17 protein-coding genes are annotated in these 20152 nt (G+C 70.0%); 13 read left to right on the forward strand and 4 right to left on the reverse strand.

The window, feature by feature from the left end; genetic code table 11:
* The first annotated feature begins 18 nt into the window (after nucleotides 1-18).
* The 9 genes from HSX43_RS13165 to glmM all read left to right on the forward strand — a co-directional run bounded on the left by HSX43_RS13165 (nucleotide 19) and on the right by glmM (nucleotide 11792).
* On the forward strand, nucleotides 19-954 hold the full coding sequence (locus HSX43_RS13165) for a glycine--tRNA ligase subunit alpha (RefSeq protein ID WP_179380605.1): 936 nt from the start codon (nucleotides 19-21) through the stop codon (nucleotides 952-954).
* Nucleotides 955-1062: 108 nt separating this feature from the next.
* Complete coding sequence (locus HSX43_RS13170; protein ID WP_179380606.1) at nucleotides 1063-1989, forward strand: FkbM family methyltransferase; 927 nt, start codon at nucleotides 1063-1065, stop codon at nucleotides 1987-1989.
* A gap of 77 nt (nucleotides 1990-2066) precedes the next feature.
* Complete coding sequence (locus HSX43_RS13175) at nucleotides 2067-2606, forward strand: DUF6446 family protein (RefSeq protein WP_179380607.1); 540 nt, start codon at nucleotides 2067-2069, stop codon at nucleotides 2604-2606.
* Nucleotides 2606-4879: a glycine--tRNA ligase subunit beta gene (glyS, locus tag HSX43_RS13180; RefSeq protein WP_179380608.1), complete on the forward strand. Its 2274-nt coding sequence runs from the start codon at nucleotides 2606-2608 to the stop codon at nucleotides 4877-4879. Before HSX43_RS13175 ends, glyS begins: the two co-directional genes overlap by 1 nt.
* A gap of 151 nt (nucleotides 4880-5030) precedes the next feature.
* Nucleotides 5031-7562: a putative PEP-binding protein gene (locus HSX43_RS13185; RefSeq protein WP_179380609.1), complete on the forward strand. Its 2532-nt coding sequence runs from the start codon at nucleotides 5031-5033 to the stop codon at nucleotides 7560-7562.
* 212 nt (nucleotides 7563-7774) lie between these two features.
* A complete protein-coding gene (locus HSX43_RS13190) occupies nucleotides 7775-8479 on the forward strand; it encodes a cell wall hydrolase (RefSeq protein ID WP_235962649.1) in 705 nt (234 codons plus the stop codon).
* Nucleotides 8480-8558: 79 nt separating this feature from the next.
* Complete coding sequence (locus tag HSX43_RS13195; protein ID WP_179380610.1) at nucleotides 8559-9476, forward strand: dihydroneopterin aldolase; 918 nt, start codon at nucleotides 8559-8561, stop codon at nucleotides 9474-9476.
* Nucleotides 9476-10468: a dihydropteroate synthase gene (gene folP, locus HSX43_RS13200; RefSeq protein WP_179380611.1), complete on the forward strand. Its 993-nt coding sequence runs from the start codon at nucleotides 9476-9478 to the stop codon at nucleotides 10466-10468. Before HSX43_RS13195 ends, folP begins: the two co-directional genes overlap by 1 nt.
* On the forward strand, nucleotides 10449-11792 hold the full coding sequence (gene glmM, locus HSX43_RS13205; RefSeq protein WP_179380612.1) for a phosphoglucosamine mutase: 1344 nt from the start codon (nucleotides 10449-10451) through the stop codon (nucleotides 11790-11792). Before folP ends, glmM begins: the two co-directional genes overlap by 20 nt.
* Here the strand turns inward: glmM and chrA are convergent.
* The 4 genes from chrA to metZ form a co-directional block, all read right to left on the reverse strand.
* Nucleotides 11789-13024: a chromate efflux transporter gene (gene chrA, locus HSX43_RS13210; RefSeq protein WP_179380613.1), complete on the reverse strand. Its 1236-nt coding sequence runs from the start codon at nucleotides 13022-13024 to the stop codon at nucleotides 11789-11791. The two genes, glmM and chrA, sit on opposite strands and share 4 nt — an antisense overlap.
* Before the next feature lie 114 nt (nucleotides 13025-13138).
* Nucleotides 13139-14179 (reverse strand): GTP cyclohydrolase FolE2, encoded by a 1041-nt coding sequence (folE2, locus tag HSX43_RS13215; protein ID WP_179380614.1) that lies wholly within the window; start codon nucleotides 14177-14179, stop codon nucleotides 13139-13141.
* 73 nt (nucleotides 14180-14252) lie between these two features.
* Nucleotides 14253-14774: a GNAT family N-acetyltransferase gene (locus HSX43_RS13220; protein WP_179380615.1), complete on the reverse strand. Its 522-nt coding sequence runs from the start codon at nucleotides 14772-14774 to the stop codon at nucleotides 14253-14255.
* 8 nt (nucleotides 14775-14782) lie between these two features.
* Entirely contained in the window at nucleotides 14783-15976 is a 1194-nt protein-coding gene (gene metZ / locus HSX43_RS13225; protein WP_179380616.1) for an O-succinylhomoserine sulfhydrylase, read from the reverse strand.
* 259 nt (nucleotides 15977-16235) lie between these two features.
* On the opposite strand from metZ, the gene HSX43_RS13230 reads away from it, so the two are divergent.
* From HSX43_RS13230 to HSX43_RS13245, 4 genes are all read left to right on the forward strand, one after another.
* On the forward strand, nucleotides 16236-16937 hold the full coding sequence (locus HSX43_RS13230; RefSeq protein WP_179380617.1) for a glutathione S-transferase N-terminal domain-containing protein: 702 nt from the start codon (nucleotides 16236-16238) through the stop codon (nucleotides 16935-16937).
* Nucleotides 16938-17120: 183 nt separating this feature from the next.
* Nucleotides 17121-17999 carry a 5-bromo-4-chloroindolyl phosphate hydrolysis family protein gene (locus HSX43_RS13235; protein WP_179380618.1) on the forward strand — a complete coding sequence of 293 codons (879 nt, stop codon included), beginning with the start codon at nucleotides 17121-17123 and terminating at the stop codon, nucleotides 17997-17999.
* Nucleotides 18000-18002: 3 nt separating this feature from the next.
* Nucleotides 18003-19196 (forward strand): toxic anion resistance protein, encoded by a 1194-nt coding sequence (locus HSX43_RS13240; RefSeq protein WP_179380619.1) that lies wholly within the window; start codon nucleotides 18003-18005, stop codon nucleotides 19194-19196.
* Nucleotides 19196-20146 carry a DUF2927 domain-containing protein gene (locus tag HSX43_RS13245; protein WP_179380620.1) on the forward strand — a complete coding sequence of 317 codons (951 nt, stop codon included), beginning with the start codon at nucleotides 19196-19198 and terminating at the stop codon, nucleotides 20144-20146. The genes HSX43_RS13240 and HSX43_RS13245 overlap by 1 nt, the downstream gene beginning before the upstream one ends.
* Nucleotides 20147-20152 lie beyond the last annotated feature (6 nt).

Here is a 20152-nt window from a genome sequence, read left to right on the forward strand (position 1 = left end):
CGTCGACCCGAGGATGCCATGACCAGAGCCGAGACGCCCCAGAGCTTCCAGGAGATCATCCTGCGCCTGCAGACCTATTGGGCCGGCAAGGGCTGCGCGGTGCTGCAGCCCTACGACATGGAGGTCGGCGCGGGCACGTTCCACCCGGCGACGACGCTGCGCGCGCTCGGGGGCAACCCCTGGGCGGCGGCCTACGTCCAGCCCTCGCGCCGCCCGACCGACGGGCGTTACGGCGAGAACCCGAACCGGCTGCAGCACTATTACCAATATCAGGTGCTCATCAAACCGTCGCCGCCCGACCTGCAGGAGCTCTACCTCGGCTCGCTCGACGCCATCGGCATCGACACGGAGATCCACGACATCCGCTTCGTGGAGGACGACTGGGAGAGCCCGACGCTCGGGGCCTGGGGCCTCGGCTGGGAGGTCTGGTGCGACGGGATGGAGGTGAGCCAGTTCACCTATTTCCAGCAGGTCGGCGGGCATGATTGCCACCCGGTTTCGGGCGAGCTGACCTACGGGCTCGAACGGCTGGCGATGTATGTGCTGGACGTCGATCACGTCATGGACATGCCGTTCAATGACCCCTCCGCGCCGATCCCGCTGACCTACGGCGACGTCTTCCGCCAGACCGAGGAGGAATACGCGCGCTGGAACTTCGACACGGCGGACACGGCCGTGCTCCTCGATCACTTCGAGGAGGCGGAGCGGCATTGCGCCGAGATCCTCGCGCGTCCGGCGGAAGATCCGAAGACCGGCAAGCGCATCGTCATGGCCCACCCGGCCTACGACCAGTGCATCAAGGCGAGCCACATCTTCAACCTGCTCGATGCGCGCGGCGTGATCTCGGTCACGGAGCGGCAGGCCTACATCGGCCGTGTCCGCGCGCTCGCCAAGGCCTGCGCGGACGCCTTCGTCGAGACCCGCGCCGGCGGTTGGCAGGGCGATGCCGCCTGAGGCCGCGCCAGAGGATCCACGCGCCCCTTTTCTGCCATCTTCCTGCGGCATGACCGCCGCGGGCAACAATCGGTCCGGATCGTTTCCGGGCGACGGCAGGGGCATGGCATGACGGACGGCACGGACAAGATCGACGCGGTGGAGGCGATCGGGACGGAGGAGCCGCTCACGCGCCGCAGCGTCAGCCTGACGGCCGAGCACCGGCAGGTCCGCAAGCGGATGCACCGCAAGTTCGGCGACGCGCGCGGGGCCGACCTCGTCGCGCGGGCCAATGCGATGACCCGCAGGCTCGGCCTCGGCCCGCACCGCTGGCATCACGACGCCGAGGCCGATCTCTACGCCGTGGAGGACGCGGGGCGCGCGCACTGGATTTCGTCGCCCGCACGCCTCTGGACGCAGTTTCACGGCCGTGCCGTGCGGGCGGGCTACCTCGCCGACCAGTACCTCCTCGACGCGGTGCCCCTCGCCCCCGGCGATTGGGTGGTCGACGTCGGTGCGAACACGGGCGACCTGTCGCTCTGCTTCACCGACCTCGACGGGCCCACCGCCTGCGAAGGCCTCAATATCGTGGCCTTCGAGCCCGCCCCGGGCGAATTCGCGGCGCTCGAGCGCAATCTCGCGGGCAACCCGGGTCTCGGCTCGGCCGAATGTCACAACCTCGCGCTCTGGTCGGAGGCCAAGGAGGCGCTGACCTTCTACCTCAAGCCCGACAGCGCGGATTCCTCGCTCGTGCCGATCGCCGGCGCGACCGGGCAGATCGAGGTGCCGACGGCGCGGCTCGACGCGGTGCTGCCGGCGCGGGATTACAAGCTTCTGAAGCTCGAAGCCGAGGGGGTGGAGCCCGAGATCCTGCAGGGCGCGGCCGGCATCCTGCACCGCTTCGCCTATGTCACGGCGGACGTCGGTTTCGAGCGAGGCGCGCGCGCCGCCTCGACCCTGCCGCAGGTCGTGAACACCCTGACGGCGGCGGGCTTCGAGGTGGTGGGCTACAACGGCGGCCGGCACATCCTGCTCTTCCGCAACGCACGGACCTGACGCGCCGGAGGGCCCTGCCTTGCCCCCGTGGGGGCGGCGGTGTAACCCGCCCGGGCACCGCAGCCGCCGGGGATCCCATGGGCAAATTCGTCGTCATCGCAATCCTTCTGAGCGCCGCGCTCGCCGGCGGCGGGCTGTGGTACGCGCAGACGCGCGGCTACTATGCTCCGGTCGAGGGTCCGGTGACGCTGACGCTGGCCGAGGGCGACGCGCTGACAACGCTGCCCGTCGAGGAAGTTGAGGCGATCGCGTCGTCGTCGTCGCCGCTCGGGTTCCGCGCGTGCTTCCGCCACGGGCTCGACCTCGCCGCGGTCGGCGACGAGATCCCGGCGGAGACGATGAACGATGCCGCGCCGACGATCGCGCCTGACTGGTTTCCCTGTTTCGACGCGGCCCGGGTGGGCGAATTGCTGGCGACCGGCGAGGCGCGGGCCTTCGTCGCCTACAAGAACGCGGCCTACGGCGTGGACCGCGTCGTCGCGCTGACGGCAGACGGGCGCGGCTGGGCCTGGCACCAGCTCAACGACTGCGGCGACAAGGCCTATGACGGCACCGTCGTGGGCGAGGAATGCCCGGCCCGCGAGACTTTCGAACCCCTGACCGAGGGACAGCTTTGATGCCCGACCTTCTCATCGAACTCTTTTCCGAGGAGATCCCGGCGCGGATGCAGCGCCGCGCCGCCGACGACCTGAAGGCGCGCGTGACCGACGGCCTCGTGGAGGCCGGGCTGACCTATGCGGGTGCGGTCGCGCATTGCACGCCGCGCCGGCTCGCGCTCTCGGTGCAGGGGCTGAGCGGCGAGAGCCCGACCACCACCGAGGAGCGGAAGGGCCCGCGCGTCGACGCGCCAGAAAAGGCGCTCGAAGGTTTCCTGCGCTCCACCGGGCTCGCGAAGGACGACCTGACGATCGCGGACGACAAGAAGGGCCAGGTCTACATGGCGCGCATCACCCGCGCCGGCCGCCCGGCCCTCGCGATCGTGGCCGAAGTGCTCGAAGGCGTGATCCGCAATTTCCCCTGGCCGAAGTCGATGCGGTGGGGCGCGGGCAGCCTGCGATGGGTCCGGCCCCTGCGCTCCATCCTTTGCATCCTGACGCGGGAGGACGGGGCCGAGGTGGTGGCGCTCGACGTGGACGGGATCGTCGCGGGCGACACGACGGAAGGGCACCGTTTCATGGCCCCCGGGCGCTTCGCGGTTACCTCCTTCGACGACTACGAGGCCAAGTTGAAGCGCGCGAAGGTCGTGCTGTCGTCCGAGGAACGGGCGGAGGCGATCTGGCAGGATGCGACGAACCAGGCCTTTGCCGCGGGCCTCGAGGTGGTCGAGGATGCCGGGCTTCTGGCCGAGGTCGCGGGCCTCGTCGAATGGCCCGTCGTCCTCATGGGCGAGATCGGCGCGGACTTCCTCGGCCTGCCGCCCGAGGTGCTGCAGACCTCGATGAAGGAACATCAGAAGTTCTTCTCCGTCCGCGACAAGACGGGGGCCATCGTGCGCTTCGTGACCGTCGCCAACCGGGAGACGGCGGACGACGGCGCGACCATCCTCGATGGCAACAACCGGGTGCTCTCGGCCCGGCTCGCCGATGCGAAGTTCTTCTGGGAGAACGATCTGCGGGTCGCGAAGGCCGGCATGGAGACCTGGACCGAGGCGCTCGCAAACGTGACCTTCCACGCCAAGCTCGGGTCACAGGCGGAGCGGATCGAGCGCATTGCCGCGCTGGCCCGCGAGCTTGCCCCGGCGGTGGGCGCGGACCCGGACCTCGCGGAGCGCGCCGCGCGGCTGGCCAAGGCCGACCTGTCGTCCGAGATGGTCTACGAGTTCCCCGAGCTGCAGGGCCTGATGGGCCGCTACTACGCCGAAGCCGCGGGCGAAGACCCGGCGGTCGCGCGGGCGGCGGAAGAGCATTACTCGCCGCTCGGCCCCTCCGACAACGTGCCGACCGCGCCGGTGTCGGTGGCTGTCGCGCTGGCCGACAAGCTGGACACCCTCGCGGGATTCTGGGCCATCGACGAGAAGCCGACGGGCTCGAAGGATCCGTATGCGCTCCGGCGGGCGGCTTTGGGGGTTATTCGGTTGGTGCTGGAGAACCAGTTTGAAGGTTCGATGATCGAGATGCTGAGGCTTGCAGCAGCAAAGGCATTCTCCGCGGACATGCTAACCTCCGTCCGCTACATCTTTGACGCCAACGAAGACATGGACATTGCACCCTTTGAACAGGCCTTTTCCGAGCCGAGCGGTTGGAAAGATGAAGAGTTGGCGGTCCGCTACGAGTCGGCCATTGCTGACTACTCTTCATATGGATCCTCGCCGGCTGAGTATGTCCTGCAACGCGGGCGGAGCCTTCACGATCCTGACGGAACAGTTGCCGACCTCCTCACCTTCTTCCACGACCGCCTGAAGCAGCATCTGCGCTCCGAGGACGTGCGCCATGATGTCATCGACGCCGTGCTGACGGGCGACCGGACCGATGACCTCGCCAATGTCACCGCCCGTGCCCGGGCGCTCAACGGCTTCCTCGGCACGGAGGACGGCGAGAACCTGATCCAGGGGTACAAGCGGGCGAAGAACATCCTCGATCAGGCCGAGGCCGCGGACGGGGTCGAATACAGCTACGGGGCCGACCCGAAGCTCGCGGAGACCGACGAGGAGCGCGCGCTCTTTGCCGCGCTCGCGCCCGCGACGCCCGCGATCGAGGCCGCGCTCGCCGCCGAGGACTACCCGGCCGCCATGGCCGCGCTCGCGGGGTTGCGGGCCCCGATCGACGCCTTCTTCGAAGCGGTTCAGATCAATGCGGACAACGCCATCCTGCGGCGCAACCGGCTGAATTTGCTGTCTGAGATCGTTCGGCTCTGCCAGGGTATCGCCGACCTCGGGCGCATCAGCGCCTGAGCGCCCCGGCAGCGCTGCAACAGGTGAGACGGGATGCGCAGCGGGGGGCTGATCGGCGGTTAACCACGGCTTAGGGTCAATCTCGTAAAGCTGTGTTTGCGGCAGCGCGGCAATACGCTATGCTGCACCTGCACAATCGCGAGGGTCGACCATGCTCGACACACCCGGATTCACGCTCATCACGCCGACCGCGGACATCGAGGCGTCGCGGCACGGCAGCCGTGCCAAATGCCTGCAGCGCCTCATCCGCATGGAGTTGCCGGTGCCGCAGACCGTAGCGATCCCCTTCGCGACGGTGCGGGAGATGTCGGGGGGCCGGATGCCCGACCTCGGCCACCTGATCGGCCTCTTCGAGGGGGAACCGATGCTTCTCTCGGTGCGCTCGTCGAGCGAGATGGCGGATTGGGGCGGACCCGGCGCGGTGCTCAACATCGGAATGAACGACGCGGCCCACGCGTGGCTTTCGAACACGCTCGGCGACCGCGTGGCCGATGCGCTCTATCTGCGCTTCGTCCGGTCCTTCGCGATCGAGGTCATGCGCCTCGACGAGGAACCCTTCGACGGCGTCGAGAGCCCCGGCGCGGCCCGCGCGGTCTATGAAGAGGAGATGGACGCCCCCTTCCCCCAGGCGATCACGGCGCAGCTTTCGGCGGTGTTGCAGAACATGGCCCGCGCCTGGGACGGCACGTCGGCCCGCCTGTTGCGGCAGGCGAGGGGCGCGCCGGCGGATGCGGGCCTGGGTCTCGTGGTGCAGCGCATGGCGCAGGGGATGGGCCCCGGGCAATCGGGCTCGGGCGTCGTGCAATTCGTCAGCCCCGCGACGGGCGAGCCGCAGGTGACGGGGCGATACCTCGGGCAGGCGATGGGCCGCGACGCGCTCAAGGACCGCGACAAGGCGCTCTACCTGCGGCGGGACTCGCGCGGAGCCTCGCTCGAGGAGGTGCTGCCCGAGGTCTATGCCGAGCTTCTGGAGATCGGCGCGCAGTGCCGGACGCGCCTGCGCGAGGAGATGCAGGTCGAATTCACCATCGACCAGGGGCGTCTGGCGATCCTCGACGCGGTGCGCTGCCCGCGCGAGGCGCGCGCGAGCGTCGCCATCGCCGCCGCGCTTGCCCGCGACGGCGTGATCCCGCGGGCCGAGGCGCTCCTGCGGGTGGCACCCGAGACACTGTCGCGGCTCCTGCACCGGCAGGTCGACCCGAGCGCCGAACGGCGCGTGCTGGCGCGCGGCATCGCGGCCTCGCCCGGGGCCGCCGCGGGCAAGCTCGTCTTCGACAGCGCCAGCGCGCAGGCGAGCCTGTCGCGTGACGAGCCGTGCATCCTCGTGCGGCGCGAGACCTCGCCCGACGACGTGCGCGGGATGCACGCCGCCGACGGTGTCCTGACCGAGCGCGGCGGCACCACGAGCCATGCCGCGGTGATCGCGCGCGGCCTTGGCCTGCCCTGCGTGACCGGGGCGACCGGCCTGAGGGTGAGCCATCGCAAGCGGCGCATCACGCTGGCCGACGGCACGATCCTGCGCGAAGGCGACGAGGTCACGATCGACGGCTCCTCGGGTGAGGTGCTGGCGGGGCGCGTGCCGACGAGCGAGCCTGCGCTCGACGGGGCCTTCGGCGATCTGATGAAATGGTCCGACGACGTGCGCGACATCGGCGTGCGCGCCAATGCCGACACCGTGGCCGACGCGACCCTCTCGCGGACCTTCGGCGTCGACGGCATCGGGCTCTGCCGGACGGAGCACATGTTCTTCGATACCGGGCGCCTGACCGTGATGCGCGAGATGATCTTCGCCGAGACGCCACAGGACCGGGCCGCCGCGCTCGAGCGCCTCCTGCCGATGCAGCGGGCGGATTTCACCGAGCTCTTCAAGCTGATGTCCGGCCTGCCGGTCTGCATCCGCCTGCTCGACCCGCCGCTCCACGAGTTCCTGCCGAGCCAGACCGACGGCATCCGCGCGCTGGCCGAAGCGCTCGACCGCCCGCTCTCGGAGGTAAAGGCGCGCATCGAAGCCATGCAGGAGTACAACCCCATGCTCGGGATGCGGGGCGTCCGCCTCGGCATCGCGGTGCCCGAGATCTACGAGATGCAGGCCCGCGCGATCTTCGAGGCGACGGCCGCCGCCCGCGCCGACGGGGCCGACGTGCGCCCCGAGATCATGATCCCGCTCGTCACCGCCCGGCGCGAGGTCGAGCTCGTCAAACGCCGCATCGACGCGGTGGCGGGCGCGGTGCGATCGGACACCGGCAGCACGTTCCAGTATCGCCTCGGCGTCATGGTCGAGACGCCCAGGGCCGCCCTGCGCGCAGGCGAGATCGCCGAAACCTCCGCCTTCCTGAGCTTCGGGACGAACGACCTGACGCAGATGACCTACGGGCTGAGCCGCGACGATGCGGGGCGTTTCATGTCGGCCTACGTGAACGAGGGCGTCTATCCCGAAGATCCCTTCGGAACGCTCGACGTCGACGGCGTGGGGGAACTTCTGCTCCTCGGCGCGGGACGGGGCCGGAAAGTGCGCGCGGACCTGACGCTGGCGCTCTGCGGGGAGCACGGGGGCAGCCCCGAATCGATTGCCTTCTGCCGTTTGGCCGGATTCGATTACGTCAGCTGTTCGCCCTTCCGCGTGCCGGTGGCCAAGCTCGCCGCCGCGCAGGCCACGATCCTCGGGGCGCAAAAGGCGAAATAGCGCCGATTTTAGCACGAAGCCGGCAAAAACCCGCCCGGATGAGCGCGGGTTCCACCCCTGCGCGCTTTTGACCATGTTGCCCTTCGCCCGTGCATCGCCCACGTGCTGCGCGGCCGGGGGATGCGGGCAACTCATCATATCGACGTTCACCGTTTCTCAAGGTCGGGGGGATACTCCCGGACGGATATTAAGGATGTGTAGGTAGAGACGTTATGGCGTTCGGTTCTGGACGTGAGATTTTGCGGGCCGCGCTCGGGGCGCTGGCCCTGACACTGGGCGCGGCGGCCGTGGGGGCCGAGGCCGCGCAGGCCCAATCGCTGGCCGTGCGCATGGCCGATGGCGTGGAGCGGCGGGCCTTTGCCCGGCTCGACCGGCTGACCGACGGGACGCCCGTAGGCGCGCTGGTGGCCGCCGCGCGGCCACTCTCGGAGCAGGGTCAGCCGCGGGCGCGCGACTATACGCGCGGCCCCGCCACCTTCAACGAGACGGCCATCGCCGCGCAGCCCCGCGCGACCGGCGGCACGGAGTGGCGCTGCCTGGCGGAAGCCATCTACTTCGAGGCGCGCGGCGAGCCGATGCAGGGGCAGATCGCCGTGGGCGAGGTCATCCTGAACCGCGTCGACGCCGCCAACTACCCGAGCACGATCTGCCGGGTCGTCAACCAGGGCACGGGCCGGCGGCACGCCTGCCAGTTCAGCTACACCTGCGACGGCATCCCCGACACGGTGACGGAGCCCGCCGCCTGGGAGATCGCGGGCAAGATCGCGCGGCGGCTGATCGACGGGGCTCCGCGCCCGATCACCCGCGAGGCGACGCACTACCACGCCGACTACGTCGACCCGCACTGGGCGCGGGTCTATCCGCAGGTCGCGCAGGTCGGGCGGCATCTCTTCTACAAGCAGATCCCCGGAGCCTGAGCGAAAAGCGCCGCGCGGGGGTTTCACCGCGGGCGCGGGCGTGATCTGAGAGAGGCACTCCGCCGACCCGAGGCCCCCGATGTCCCGCACTGCCCCCGCCGCCCGCGCCACCGACCAGGACGATCTGCGCCTGGCCTTCGCCGCCCCCCTCGACCGGGCACGCGCGGCCGGCCTGCCGCTCGACCGCATCTCGCTGCGCGAGCATGTGCGCGAGGTCGAGATCGGGGCCTTCCAGCAGGAACGCGGCGTCCTGCAGCGCGTGCGCTTCGACATCGTGGCCGAGGTCGTGCCCGACACCGAGGCCGTGCTGGGCGACGACGTCGACGGCATCCTGAGCTATGACACGCTGATCGAGGCGATCGACATCGAACTCGAGGCCGAGCGGCTCAACCTGCTCGAGACGCTGGCCGAACGGCTGGCGGCGCGCGTCTTGACGCACGACCGGGCCGCGCGCGTCTTCGTGCGCATCGAGAAGCTCGACCGGGGGCCGCATGTCCTGGGCGTGGAGATCGTACGCTCGCGTGCGCAGGCCCCGGCGATCCAGCTGGCCGACGACGCCCCGCGCCCGCGCGTGATCGTCCTGCCCGCCGGGGCGCAATTCGATGCCGCGCTGCCCGCGCTCCTCGACCGGCTCGCCGCCGACCCGGTGCCGGCCGTCCTGATCGCGACGCCCGATTTCGCGCCGCCCTCGGCCGACCACCCGCAAGCCGAGCGCCGTATCGCGCTCCTTGCCCTGGAACAGGCGGCCTGGCGGCTTGCCGCGCAGGACCGGCGCTGCGTCGTCGTGGACACGCGGACCGAACTCGACTGGTCGATGCGCAATGCGGGGCTGACCGTCTGGGCCCCCTCGCGCCTCGTCCTCGATGCGACGCATCCGCCGGAGGGGGAGACCCCGGGCGACGTCGCGCGCTGGTTCGCGGAGACGTTCCACGCCACCGAACTGGTGACACCGGGCGGCAGCGGCACACGGCAGGCACGGACGCTCGCGGAGATCTGATGCGCTACCTGCGCCCGCTGCCCCACGCCCATGCGACCGGCCCCCGGCTCACCGGCGGCTGGATGCGCTTCGATGCGGTCGAAGTGCTGGAGCGCGGGCGCGCGCCCGAGATCGTGCCGGTCGCCGAGGTGCCGGAGGCGGATCTCGCGCCGCTTCTGGCCCCGCGCGGCACGGTCGCCGGCCTGCCGATGACGCGCCCCACGATCATGGGCATCCTGAACGTCACACCCGACAGCTTCTCCGACGGGGGCCGGTTTCTCGATCCGGCGGCGGCGCAAGCGCAGGCGGCTGCGCTCGGGACGGCCGACATCCTCGACGTGGGCGGCGAGAGCACGCGGCCGGGGGCGGCCGAAGTCGACATGGCCGAGGAAATCGGCCGCGTCGTTCCCGTGCTCGAGGCGCTGCGCGGTCGCCCGCTCTCGATCGACACGCGCAAGGCCGCGGTGGCGGAGGCCGCGGTCACCGCGGGCGCGGTGCTCGTCAACGACGTCTCGGCGTTGACCTTCGACCCGGCGATGGCGGCAGCGGTCGCACGGTCCGGCGCGCCCGTCTGCCTGATGCACGCGCAGGGCGCACCCGAGACGATGCAGGACGATCCGCGCTACGGCGACGTCGCGCTCGACGTCTATGACGCACTGGCCGAACGAATCGCGGCGGCCGAGGCGGCGGGAATCGCGCGCGACCGCATCGTCGTCGACCCCGGGATCGGCTTCGGCAAGACCGTGGCCCACAATCTGGACCTTATACGCAGGATCGGGCTCTTCCACGGGCTCGGCCCGCCGATCCTGCTGGGGGCGTCGCGCAAGCGTTTCATCGGCACGCTCGCAGGCGTCGAGACCGCGGATGCGCGGATGCCCGGCACGCTGGCGGTGACGCTGGCGGCTGTGGCACAAGGCGTGCAGATTCACCGCGTCCACGACGTCGCGGAGGTGGCGCAGGGCCTCAAGCTCTGGCGCGAGACGGGAGGACACGATGGGCCTGTTTGGGACTGACGGCGTGCGCGGGCGCGCGAACGCGGGCAACATGACCGCCGAGACGGCGCTGCGCCTCGGCGCGGCCGCCGGGCGCTACTTCCGGCGCGAGGGCTCGGGGCAGGCCGCGCATCGCGTCGTCATCGGCAAGGACACGCGGCAGTCGGGCTACATGCTCGAAAACGCATTGACGGCAGGGCTGACCTCCACGGGCATGAACGTGCTGCTGCTCGGTCCGGTGCCGACGCCGGCCGTCGGCCTTCTGGCGCGGTCGATGCGCGCGGACCTGGGCGTCATGATCTCGGCCAGCCACAACCCCGCCGACGACAACGGCATCAAGTTCTTCGGCCCCGACGGCTTCAAGCTCTCGGACGCGGCAGAATCCGAGATCGAGCGCATGGTGGCCGAGGGCGTGCGCCTGGCCGAGGCCCCGAACATCGGGCGGGCGAAGCGCATCGACGACGGGCGCGGCCGCTACGTGGAATACGCCAAGACGACGATCCCGGCAGGCATGTCGCTCGAGGGGCTGAAGGTGGTGATCGACTGCGCGAACGGGGCGGCCTATCGCGCGGCCCCCGACGTTCTGGCCGAACTCGGGGCGACGGTCGTCCCGATCGGCGTCGCCCCGAACGGGCGCAACATCAACGCCGACTGCGGATCGACACATACCGATACCTGCGCGCAGACCGTCGTGGCACACGGCGCGGACGTCGGCATCTCGCTCGACGGCGACGCGGACCGTGTCATGATCCTCGATGCGGAGGGGCGCGTGGCCGATGGCGATCAGCTCATGGCGCTCTTCGCGCGCCGCTGGGCCGAGGAGGGGCAGCTCAAGGGCGGAACGCTCGTCGCGACGGTCATGTCCAACCTCGGACTGGAGCGCTACCTCGGCGACATGGGCCTTGCGCTGCGGCGCACGAAGGTTGGCGACCGCTACGTGGTGGAGGCGATGCGCGCGGGCGGCTTCAACCTCGGCGGCGAGCAGTCGGGCCATATCGTGATGACGGATTACGCGACCACCGGCGACGGGCTGATCGCGGGGCTGCAGTTCCTGGCCGAGATGGTCCGCACGGGGAAGCCCGCCGCGGAGCTGATGCACAGTTTCACCCCCGTGCCGCAGCGGCTAGAGAACGTGAAATACGCCGCCGGGGCCGCGCCGCTCGACGCGCCCGAGGTGCTGCGCGCGATCCGGTCCGCGGAAACGGCACTCGACGGCACCGGGCGCCTCCTCATCCGCGCCTCGGGGACGGAGCCGCTCATCCGCGTGATGGCCGAATGCGAGGACGAGGCGCTTCTCGACCGGGTGGTCGAGGACGTGGCCGGCGCGGTCCGCGGCGCGGCCTAGATCAGTGACAGCAGGGCGCCCGCGAGGGCGCTGAGCGCGAGGGTTTCGAGGAGGCCGCGCTTCAGGCCGAGGAGCCAGGCGAAGGCGAAGACCGCGAGTGCCAGCGCGTCGACGTTGACGCTAGAGAGCACCGGCCAGGGCGGCGTGCCCGATGCCGTGCTGGCGAAGAGGACGTGCAGCGCGAACCAGAGCGACAGGTTGGCGATGACGCCCGCGACGGCGGCGGACACCATGTCGAAGGCCCCGCGCAGGCGCGGATGGGCCGTCAGCCGTTCGAGATGGGGCGCACCGGCGAAGATCCAGAGGAAGCAGGGCACGAAGGTCGCCCAGAGCGTGACGGTCGCCGTGGCAAAGGCCGTGGCGGGGCCGACCTGCGCGCCGCCCAGCCAGCCGGTGAAGACGGTGACGAGGATGAGCGGGCCGGGCGTCGTCTCGGCGAGGCCGAGGCCATCGACCATCTGCGGCGGCGTCAGCCAGCCATGGGTTTCGACCGCCGTCTGGGCAAGCGCCGCCAGCACGGCATAGGCCCCGCCGAAGCTGACGGTCGCGAGCCAGCTGAAGAAGAGCCCCGCCTCGGCCGGCGTCGAGCCGGGCGCGAGGAGCAGGAGCGCAAGGAGCGGGGCCCACCAGATGGCGAGCCAGAGGGCGACCGTGCGGAGCGTCCGCGCGGGTTCGGGCGGCGGCGGCGGGGCCGTCCCGCCCCGGGTGCCCAGGCTCGCCCCGAGGACCAGCGCCGCCAGCAGGACCGCCCAGAACGGCAGGCCGAGGAAGAAGAGCGCGACGAAGGCGAGAACCGCGACGGTGAGCGGCAACGGCCCCTGCAACGCCTTCTCCCGGAGCCGCCAAAGCGCGCCGGCCACGATGGCAAGCGCCGCGGCCTTCACCCCGAGGAAGGCCGCTTCGACCAGCGGCAGGCGTCCGTAGGCGAGGTAGAGCGCCGCAAGCGCGATCATCACCGCTGCGCCCGGCAGGACGAAGAGCAGGCCCGCGAGAAGTCCGCCCGCCGTTCCGCGCAGCCGCCAGCCGGCGAAGGTGGCAAGCTGCATCGCCTCGGGCCCCGGCAGCAGCGTGCAGAAGCCCAGGCCGCGCAGGAAGGTCTCCTCCCCGAGCCAGGGTCGCGTTTCGACGAGTTCGCGGTGCATGAGCGCGATCTGCGCGGCCGGGCCGCCGAAGGACAGAAGGCCGATGCGTCCGAAGACGCGGGTCATCTCGGACCAGGACGGCGGGGGCATCAGGCGCTCCGGCGGTTGGGTCGATCGGGCCGCAGCGCCGGGCTGCCGGCCGCACGGGCTACCGACAGGATGAAACGGCCGGGCGGCGGCGGCAAGGGCCGCGCCGCCCCTGTCTCAGCCGGGGTGGACGAGTGTGCCGAAAAGCCGCGGCTCGAGCGTGTCGGCCGCGAAGAGATCGCCGTGCGTCAGGACGGAGACTGCATCGTGACTGTGCAGACTCTCCTGATGGCTCGCCACGACGCGGAAGTCGCGCGCACCAGGCATTGCCTCCAGCCCTTCGGCGAAGAGCCGCGCCGCGTCCTCGACGAAGATCGGATTGGCGGCGTTGAGTTCGGCGAAGGCCTGTTCGTCCTCGCGCTTGACCATCACCTGCGTCTCGGTCGGCACCTGCCGGCGGCACATCTCGATGATGTCCTCCGCCGTCACGTCGCCCGTGACCTCGACGGAGAGCCGCGCGACCGAGCGTTGCGAATGGGGCGTCGCGAGCTGCCCACGGGTGCGGCGCGCATGTTCGGAAAGCTCAAGCGAGCAGGGGCATGTGGAGGAATAGACGTAGTCGAGGTGCAGGATGCGGCGGCGATGCCCTCCGGCCTGCACGGCTTCCATCGAAATATCGTAATACTGCCATCCCGAAAGTCCGGACCGCAGGCTCTCGACCCTCAAAGGCAGGGAAAAGACAAGAATCAGGCGCGCGTCGAAACTCTCCAGATCGGTCAGGTAGTCGTCGAGTGCGGCGTCGACGACATCGAAGCCGATGTTCGCCTCCGCGTGCTCGTAGAAGCTGCGCATGATGCGCGACATGTTGATGCCCTTCTTGCCCGCTTCGAGGCTGACGGTGCCGGTGACGGCAACTTCGGCAAGATGGCTGCCGTCGCGGGTCGCGACTTGCATGGGCAGGCGGAAGTTGGAGATACCGACATGCTGGATGTGCCGGTCCGCACCGCGGATGAGCGAGGCCGGTCCGTTCTGCAAGTCCGGCAAGGTGGCGCGGTAGGCCTCGTCGGTGACGTGATCGGGATAGATCGCCGACAGATCGGGATAGAAGGCCGCGGCGGCGGCCGGTTCGGCGGCGGCGTAGCGGCGGAGAAGATCGAGCGCCGCGGCGGCCTCATCCTCGGTGGGTTGGCGTTCAATATCCGGTGCATGGACGTTCATGCGTCCCTCCCTTCGGTTCTCGCTCAGGGGGTGAGATGTGGGGTGTTTCCCCACGTCCGCAAGCCCCTGCTTTTCACATACGCGACAGAAGCGGTGCCGGATCAGGCCAAGTTGGAAAAACCCGTGCGGCCAGCGGAAGTTCCATCTCGGTCGCCGAGATCACCACACCCTCGCGGCATTGCGGGGCCGGCCGCGTCACCTGCCAGCCGTGACGGGCGAAGAAGGGCCGGGCCATGTCGCTCGCCCGGGTGCGGAGAGCAGGCAGACCTTCGGCGGCGGCATGGTTCAGGACGATGGCCAGCAGGTCGTCGGCCGTTCCGCTGCGCCGCGCTTCGGGCAGGACGTAGGCGAAGTCGAGCAGGCCGTCGGGCGCGAGCGTCATGAAGCCGGAGACGCGCCCCGCCTCCTCGGCGACGAAGACGGCCTGACCGGCCAGCCGGCGGCCGAAGGTCTCGGGCTCGGGCCGCGCGGGCAGCCAGGCGCGGCGCTCGGCCTCGGAGTAACGGGGGGCAGCCCCCTCATGGACCCCGCGCCAGAAGACGTCGATGATCGCGGGCAGGTCCGAGGGACGCCCGCGGCGGATCTCGCGTGCCATGGCGGGCCTCAGGCGGCGTCGAGCGCGGTGAGGAGATCGGCGATCAGGTCGTCCGGATCCTCCAGCCCGCAGGAGAGACGCACGAGCCCCGGCGTGATGCCGAGCGCGGCCTTCTGCTCCTCGGGCAGGCGTTGATGCGTGGTCGAATAGGGTGGCGTCGCGATGGATTTCGCATCGCCGAGGTTGTTCGAGATCAGGATGATTTCGAGCGCGTTGAGCACCCGGTAGGCCGCATCGCGCCCGCCGGCGATGTCGAAGGCGACCATGGTGCCGCCGGCCGCCATCTGACGCAGGGCAAGATCGTGCTGGGGGTGCCCTTCCTGATGCGGATAGAGGACGCGCGTGAGCTTCGGATGCCCGTCGAGCGCCGCGGCGATGCGCGTCGCCGTCTCGGTCTGCGCACGGACTCGCAGGTCGAGATGCTCGAGCCCCTTCAGCATGACCCAGGCGTTGAAGGGCGACATGGAGCCGCCGGTGTGCTTGAAATACGGCTCCGCCGTGCCGCGGATGAACTCCTGCGTGCCGCAGATCACGCCGCCGAGGCAACGCCCCTGCCCGTCTATGTGCTTGGTCGTGGAGTAGACGATGACGTCCGCGCCCAGTTCGAGTGCCCGCGAGTAGGTCGGCGTCGCGAAGACGTTGTCCACCACGACCACGGCGCCGACGGCATGGGCGAGGTCGGCGACGGCCTTGATGTCGATGACCTCGAGCGTGGGGTTCGAGATGGTCTCGAAGAAGGCGACCTTCGTGTCGGGGCGCAGCGCGGTCTTCCAGGCGGCGAGGTCGGTGCCGTCGATGATGGTGATGTCGACGCCGAAGCGGGCCAGCACCTCTTCGAGGATATAGAGACAGGAGCCGAAGAGCGCGCGCGCGGCGACGACATGGTCGCCCGCCTTGAGGAGCGACATCATCGCGCCGTTGACCGCGGCCATGCCCGAGGCGGTGGCGAAGGCGTCCTCCGTGCCCTCGAGCGCGGCCATGCGGTCCTCGAACATGGCGACCGTGGGGTTGCCGTAGCGGGCGTAGATAAACTCCTCCCGGCCCGCGTTCAGGAAGCGGTCCTCCGCGGCCTCGGCGGTGGGGTAGACGAAGCCCTGCGTCAGGAACATGGCCTCCGACAGTTCGCCGTACTGGCTGCGCCGGGTGCCGGCGTGAACGGCATTGGTGCGGGGTTTTCGGGCCTTCGGCGTCGTATCTTTCATGGCGGCCTCCTTCGGGCGTGTCGCGGTCACCAGATGTTCGGAGGTGGACGCGACCTGCGCCCCGGACCTCTTTAGCGGAATGGTTCGGACGGGTTTCCCCGACCAGAGGGCCGCAAGCTGGTTCAAATCCCCTCTGGCCCGGCAGTATCGGGCGGACACGGGACGGTCAAGCGCCCGGCTCGGCCTGCGCACGAAAGGGTGATGCCTTGCCACGCGGCGAGACGTGGCAAAGGGTGGGGCGACATCGAAAGGAGCCGCCATGACCCAGCCCATCGACCTCTACTTCTGGCCCACGCCGAACGGCTGGAAGGTCTCCATCGCGCTCCACGAGTTCGACCTACCCTTTGACCTGCATCTCGTGGACATCGGCGCGGGCGACCAGTTCGCGCCGGAATTCCTGAAGATCAGCCCGAACAACCGGATGCCGGCCATCGTGGACCCGGACGGCCCCGATGGCGCGCCGATCGCGATCTTCGAGAGCGGGGCGATCCTGCAGTACCTGGCGCGCAAGACCGGGCGGTTTTGCGGATCGACCGAGCGGGAGCGGATCGCCGTGGACCAGTGGCTCATGTGGCAGATGGGTGGCGTCGGGCCGATGGCCGGCCAGGCGCATCACTTCCTGAAATACGCGCCCGCGATGGACCCGCCGAACGACCTGCCCTACGCCAAGGAGCGCTACCGCAAGGAGGTGGCGCGGCTCTATGGTGTGCTCGACCGGCAATTGGCGGGGAACCGCTATGTCGCCGGCGATTTCTACTCCATCGCGGACATGAGCCTCTGGGGCTGGGTGTCGCTCTGGGAGGGGCAGCAACAGACGCTCGACGACAAGCCGAACGTCGCGCGGTGGCTGGAAGAGGTGGGGGCGCGGCCCGGCGTTCAGGCCGGACGCGCGCTCGCTGCCGAGAAGCGGGGTGACTTCCGCAAGGACAAGGCGGCGCAGGACAAGCTGTTCAAACGGTGAAGTGACGGCATGATTTCGCCGGCGAGGCTGGAACGGCGCGCCGGATCGTCCTAGGCTCCGGGCCGAAAGATCAGGGGGATCGGGCGCAATGGGCTCACCGGGACTGCAGAAGACCGCCTTCGCGGCGCTGGCCGTGCTCGTCACGCTGGCCGGTCTCGGCGTGCTGTCGGGCGGAGGTCTCTGATGGCGCGGCGGTTCGGCGGCCAGTTCAGCCCCGGGGCCAAGCCCGGCGAGCGCGGGCCCACCGCTCCGGCCCCCGCGCTCAAGGCCCCGCTCCGGGGTCGGGCGCGCACCTCGATCCTGATGGCACTGGCGGTGATTCCCGTGGGCACGGCGTTCTTCGCGGACGGGGCGCTCGGCCTCGCCGGGGGCATTGCCGCGGGGGCGGCGATGTTCTCGGGTGCGCTGCTGACGCGCGAGGGGCTCAAGGCCGAGGCCGCCTGGGCCGAGCGCCGCATCGCCCGCCGCCCCGCCCTGCCCCGCAAGATCTTCGGGGCGGTCGTGCTCGGCCTCGGCGTGATGCTCGCCACCGGGATCGGCCCCGCCGGCGCGGTCTACGGGCTCGTCGCGATCGCGCTGCATCTCGTGAGCTTCGGGATCGACCCGATGTCGGACAAGGGGATGGAGGGTGTCGATGCCTTCCAGACGGAACGCGTCGCCCGCTCCATCGAGGAGGCGGAGAAGCACCTCGCCGCGATGCAGGACGCCGTCCTGCGGGCGAAGGACCGGGAGGCGACGGGCCGAGTCGAGCGGCTCTCGGGCAAGGCGCGCGCCATGTTCCGCACGGTCGAGGACGACCCGCGCGACCTGAGCTCGGCGCGCAAGTTCCTGGGCGTCTACCTGATGGGCGCGCGTGACGCGACGGTGAAGTTCGCCGACATCTACGCCGCAAATCGCGACCCGGCCGCAAAGGCCGAGTATTTCAAGTTGCTCGACGATCTGGAGCGCGGATTCGATGCGAAGCGGGAAACCCTGCTCGTCTCGGACCGGACGGATCTGGACGTCGAGATCGAGGTTCTGCGGGACCGTCTCAAAGCAGACGGCCTGCCAACGGGAGAGTAAACCATGGATACCATCACCCGCCAGAAGGCCGCCGAGGAGACCGCCGAGGTTGCCGAGACCGCCGCCGTGACGCTCGCCGAGCCGGGCACCGAGATCGTGCCGCTGGCTGAGGCCCCCGCGCCCGTGGCCGAGGAGATCCGCACGCGGATGGCCCAGCTCGACATGACGAACACGCAGTCGATCATCAGCTTCGGCTCGGCCGCGCAGAGCGAGTTGCAGCAGATCAGCCAGGCGATGCTGGCGGACGTCAAGAACAAGGACGTCGGGCCCGCGGGCGACAGCTTGCGCAACATCGTCAGCACGATCCGCGGCTTCTCCGTCTCGGAGCTCGACGTGCGGCGCAAGCGCTCCTGGTGGGAGAAGTTGCTGGGGCGCGCGGCCCCCTTCTCCAACTTCATCGCCAAGTTCGAAACGGTTCAGGGCCAGATCGACAAGGTGACCGACGACCTTCTGAAGCACGAGCATGTGCTCCTGAAGGACATCAAGTCGCTCGACAAGCTCTACGAGAAGACGCTCGACTTCTACGAGGAGCTGGGCCTCTACATCGCGGCGGGCGAGGCGAAGCTGGCAGACCTCGACAGCGAGACGATCCCGGCCAAGGAGAAGGCCGTCGAGGCCCTGCCCGAGGACGACAAGATGATCGGAAGCCAGGAGCTGCGTGACCTGCGCGCCGCCCGGGACGATCTGGAGCGCCGGGTTCACGACCTGAAGCTGACGCGGCAGGTGACGATGCAGTCGCTGCCCTCGATCCGGCTGGTGCAGGAGAACGACAAGAGCCTCGTCACCAAGATCAACTCCACCCTGGTCAACACCGTTCCGCTTTGGGAAACCCAACTGGCCCAAGCGGTTACGATCCAACGTTCACGTGAAGCCGCCGAGGCCGTGCGCGATGCCAACGACCTGACGAACGAGCTTCTGACGGCGAACGCCAAGAACCTGCGCGACGCCAACAAGGTCGTCCGCGAGGAGATGGAGCGCGGGGTCTTCGACATCGAGGCCGTGCGCCAGGCCAACGAAGACCTGGTCGCGACGATCAACGAGAGCCTCCAGATCGCCGACGAGGGCAAGGCCCGCCGCGCGGAGGCGGAGAAGGAACTGACGAAGATGGAGACGGAGCTGCGCGAGACGCTGGCCTCCGCCTCGGCCCGCAAGGACGGGGTCGGCGACACCGCCGCCACATCGGTCCCCGCGAACTGATGCGACCAAGTCGTCTTCTCTCGCTTCTGGGCCTCGCCGCCGGCCTTGCCGCCTGCCAGCCGAGCGCGCCGCCCCCAGCACCGGGCGGTACCGTTCCCGCGCCCGACCAGAACGTGAACGCGGCCCCGGGCGCGGCGCGCTCCGACGAAAGCCGGTCGCTCGCGCTCTACTACGCGCGCCTTCAGGGCCGGCTGCAGACAGAAGGGCTCCTGCGGCAGGACGTCGGCACGAACGTCGCCTATTCGGCGGCCGATCTCGCGCGGAACTTCGAGCGTATCGCCCTCTTCTCCGAATACACGCTCGTCGGCGGCCGCTACGTCGCCCGCCAGAGCCGCGCGCAGCTGCGCAGGTGGGAGCGCCCCGTGCGCATCCAGCTGCATTTCGGGCCCTCCGTGCCCGAGGAGACGCGCCGGGCCGACCGCCTGCGCATCCTGGCCTACGTCAGCCGCCTGCGGCGCGCCACGGGCCACCCGATCAGCGTCGTAGGCTCGAACGGCAATTACCACGTCTTCGTCGCGACCGTGGACGAGCAGCGCCAGCTCGGGCCGCAGATCCAGGCCGCCGAACCGGGGCTGACGCGGCAGACGGTGCGCGAGATCACCTCGCTCGGCCGCTCCACCTATTGCGCGGTCTATGCCTCGTCGTCCTCGGACCGGCCGAACGCCTACGTCTCGGCCATCGCCTTCGTGCGGGCGGAGCACCCCGATCTCTTCCGTCAGTCGTGTTACCACGAGGAAATCGCGCAAGGGCTCGGCCTCGCCAACGATAACCCGACCGTGCGACCGTCGATCTTCAACGACGACGAGGAGTTTGCCCTCCTGACGCGCCACGACGAACAACTCCTTCGGATGCTCTACGACCCGCGCCTGCGCGTCGGCATGTCCGCCGAGGAAGCCCGGCCGATCGTCGCCCGCATCGCCACGGAAATTCGCGGCGCCGGGCCGGTCTGAGAGGTC

Origin of the sequence: Jannaschia marina (genome assembly GCF_013404595.1) — a bacterium.
Classification (GTDB): Bacteria; Pseudomonadota; Alphaproteobacteria; order Rhodobacterales; family Rhodobacteraceae; genus Jannaschia; species Jannaschia marina.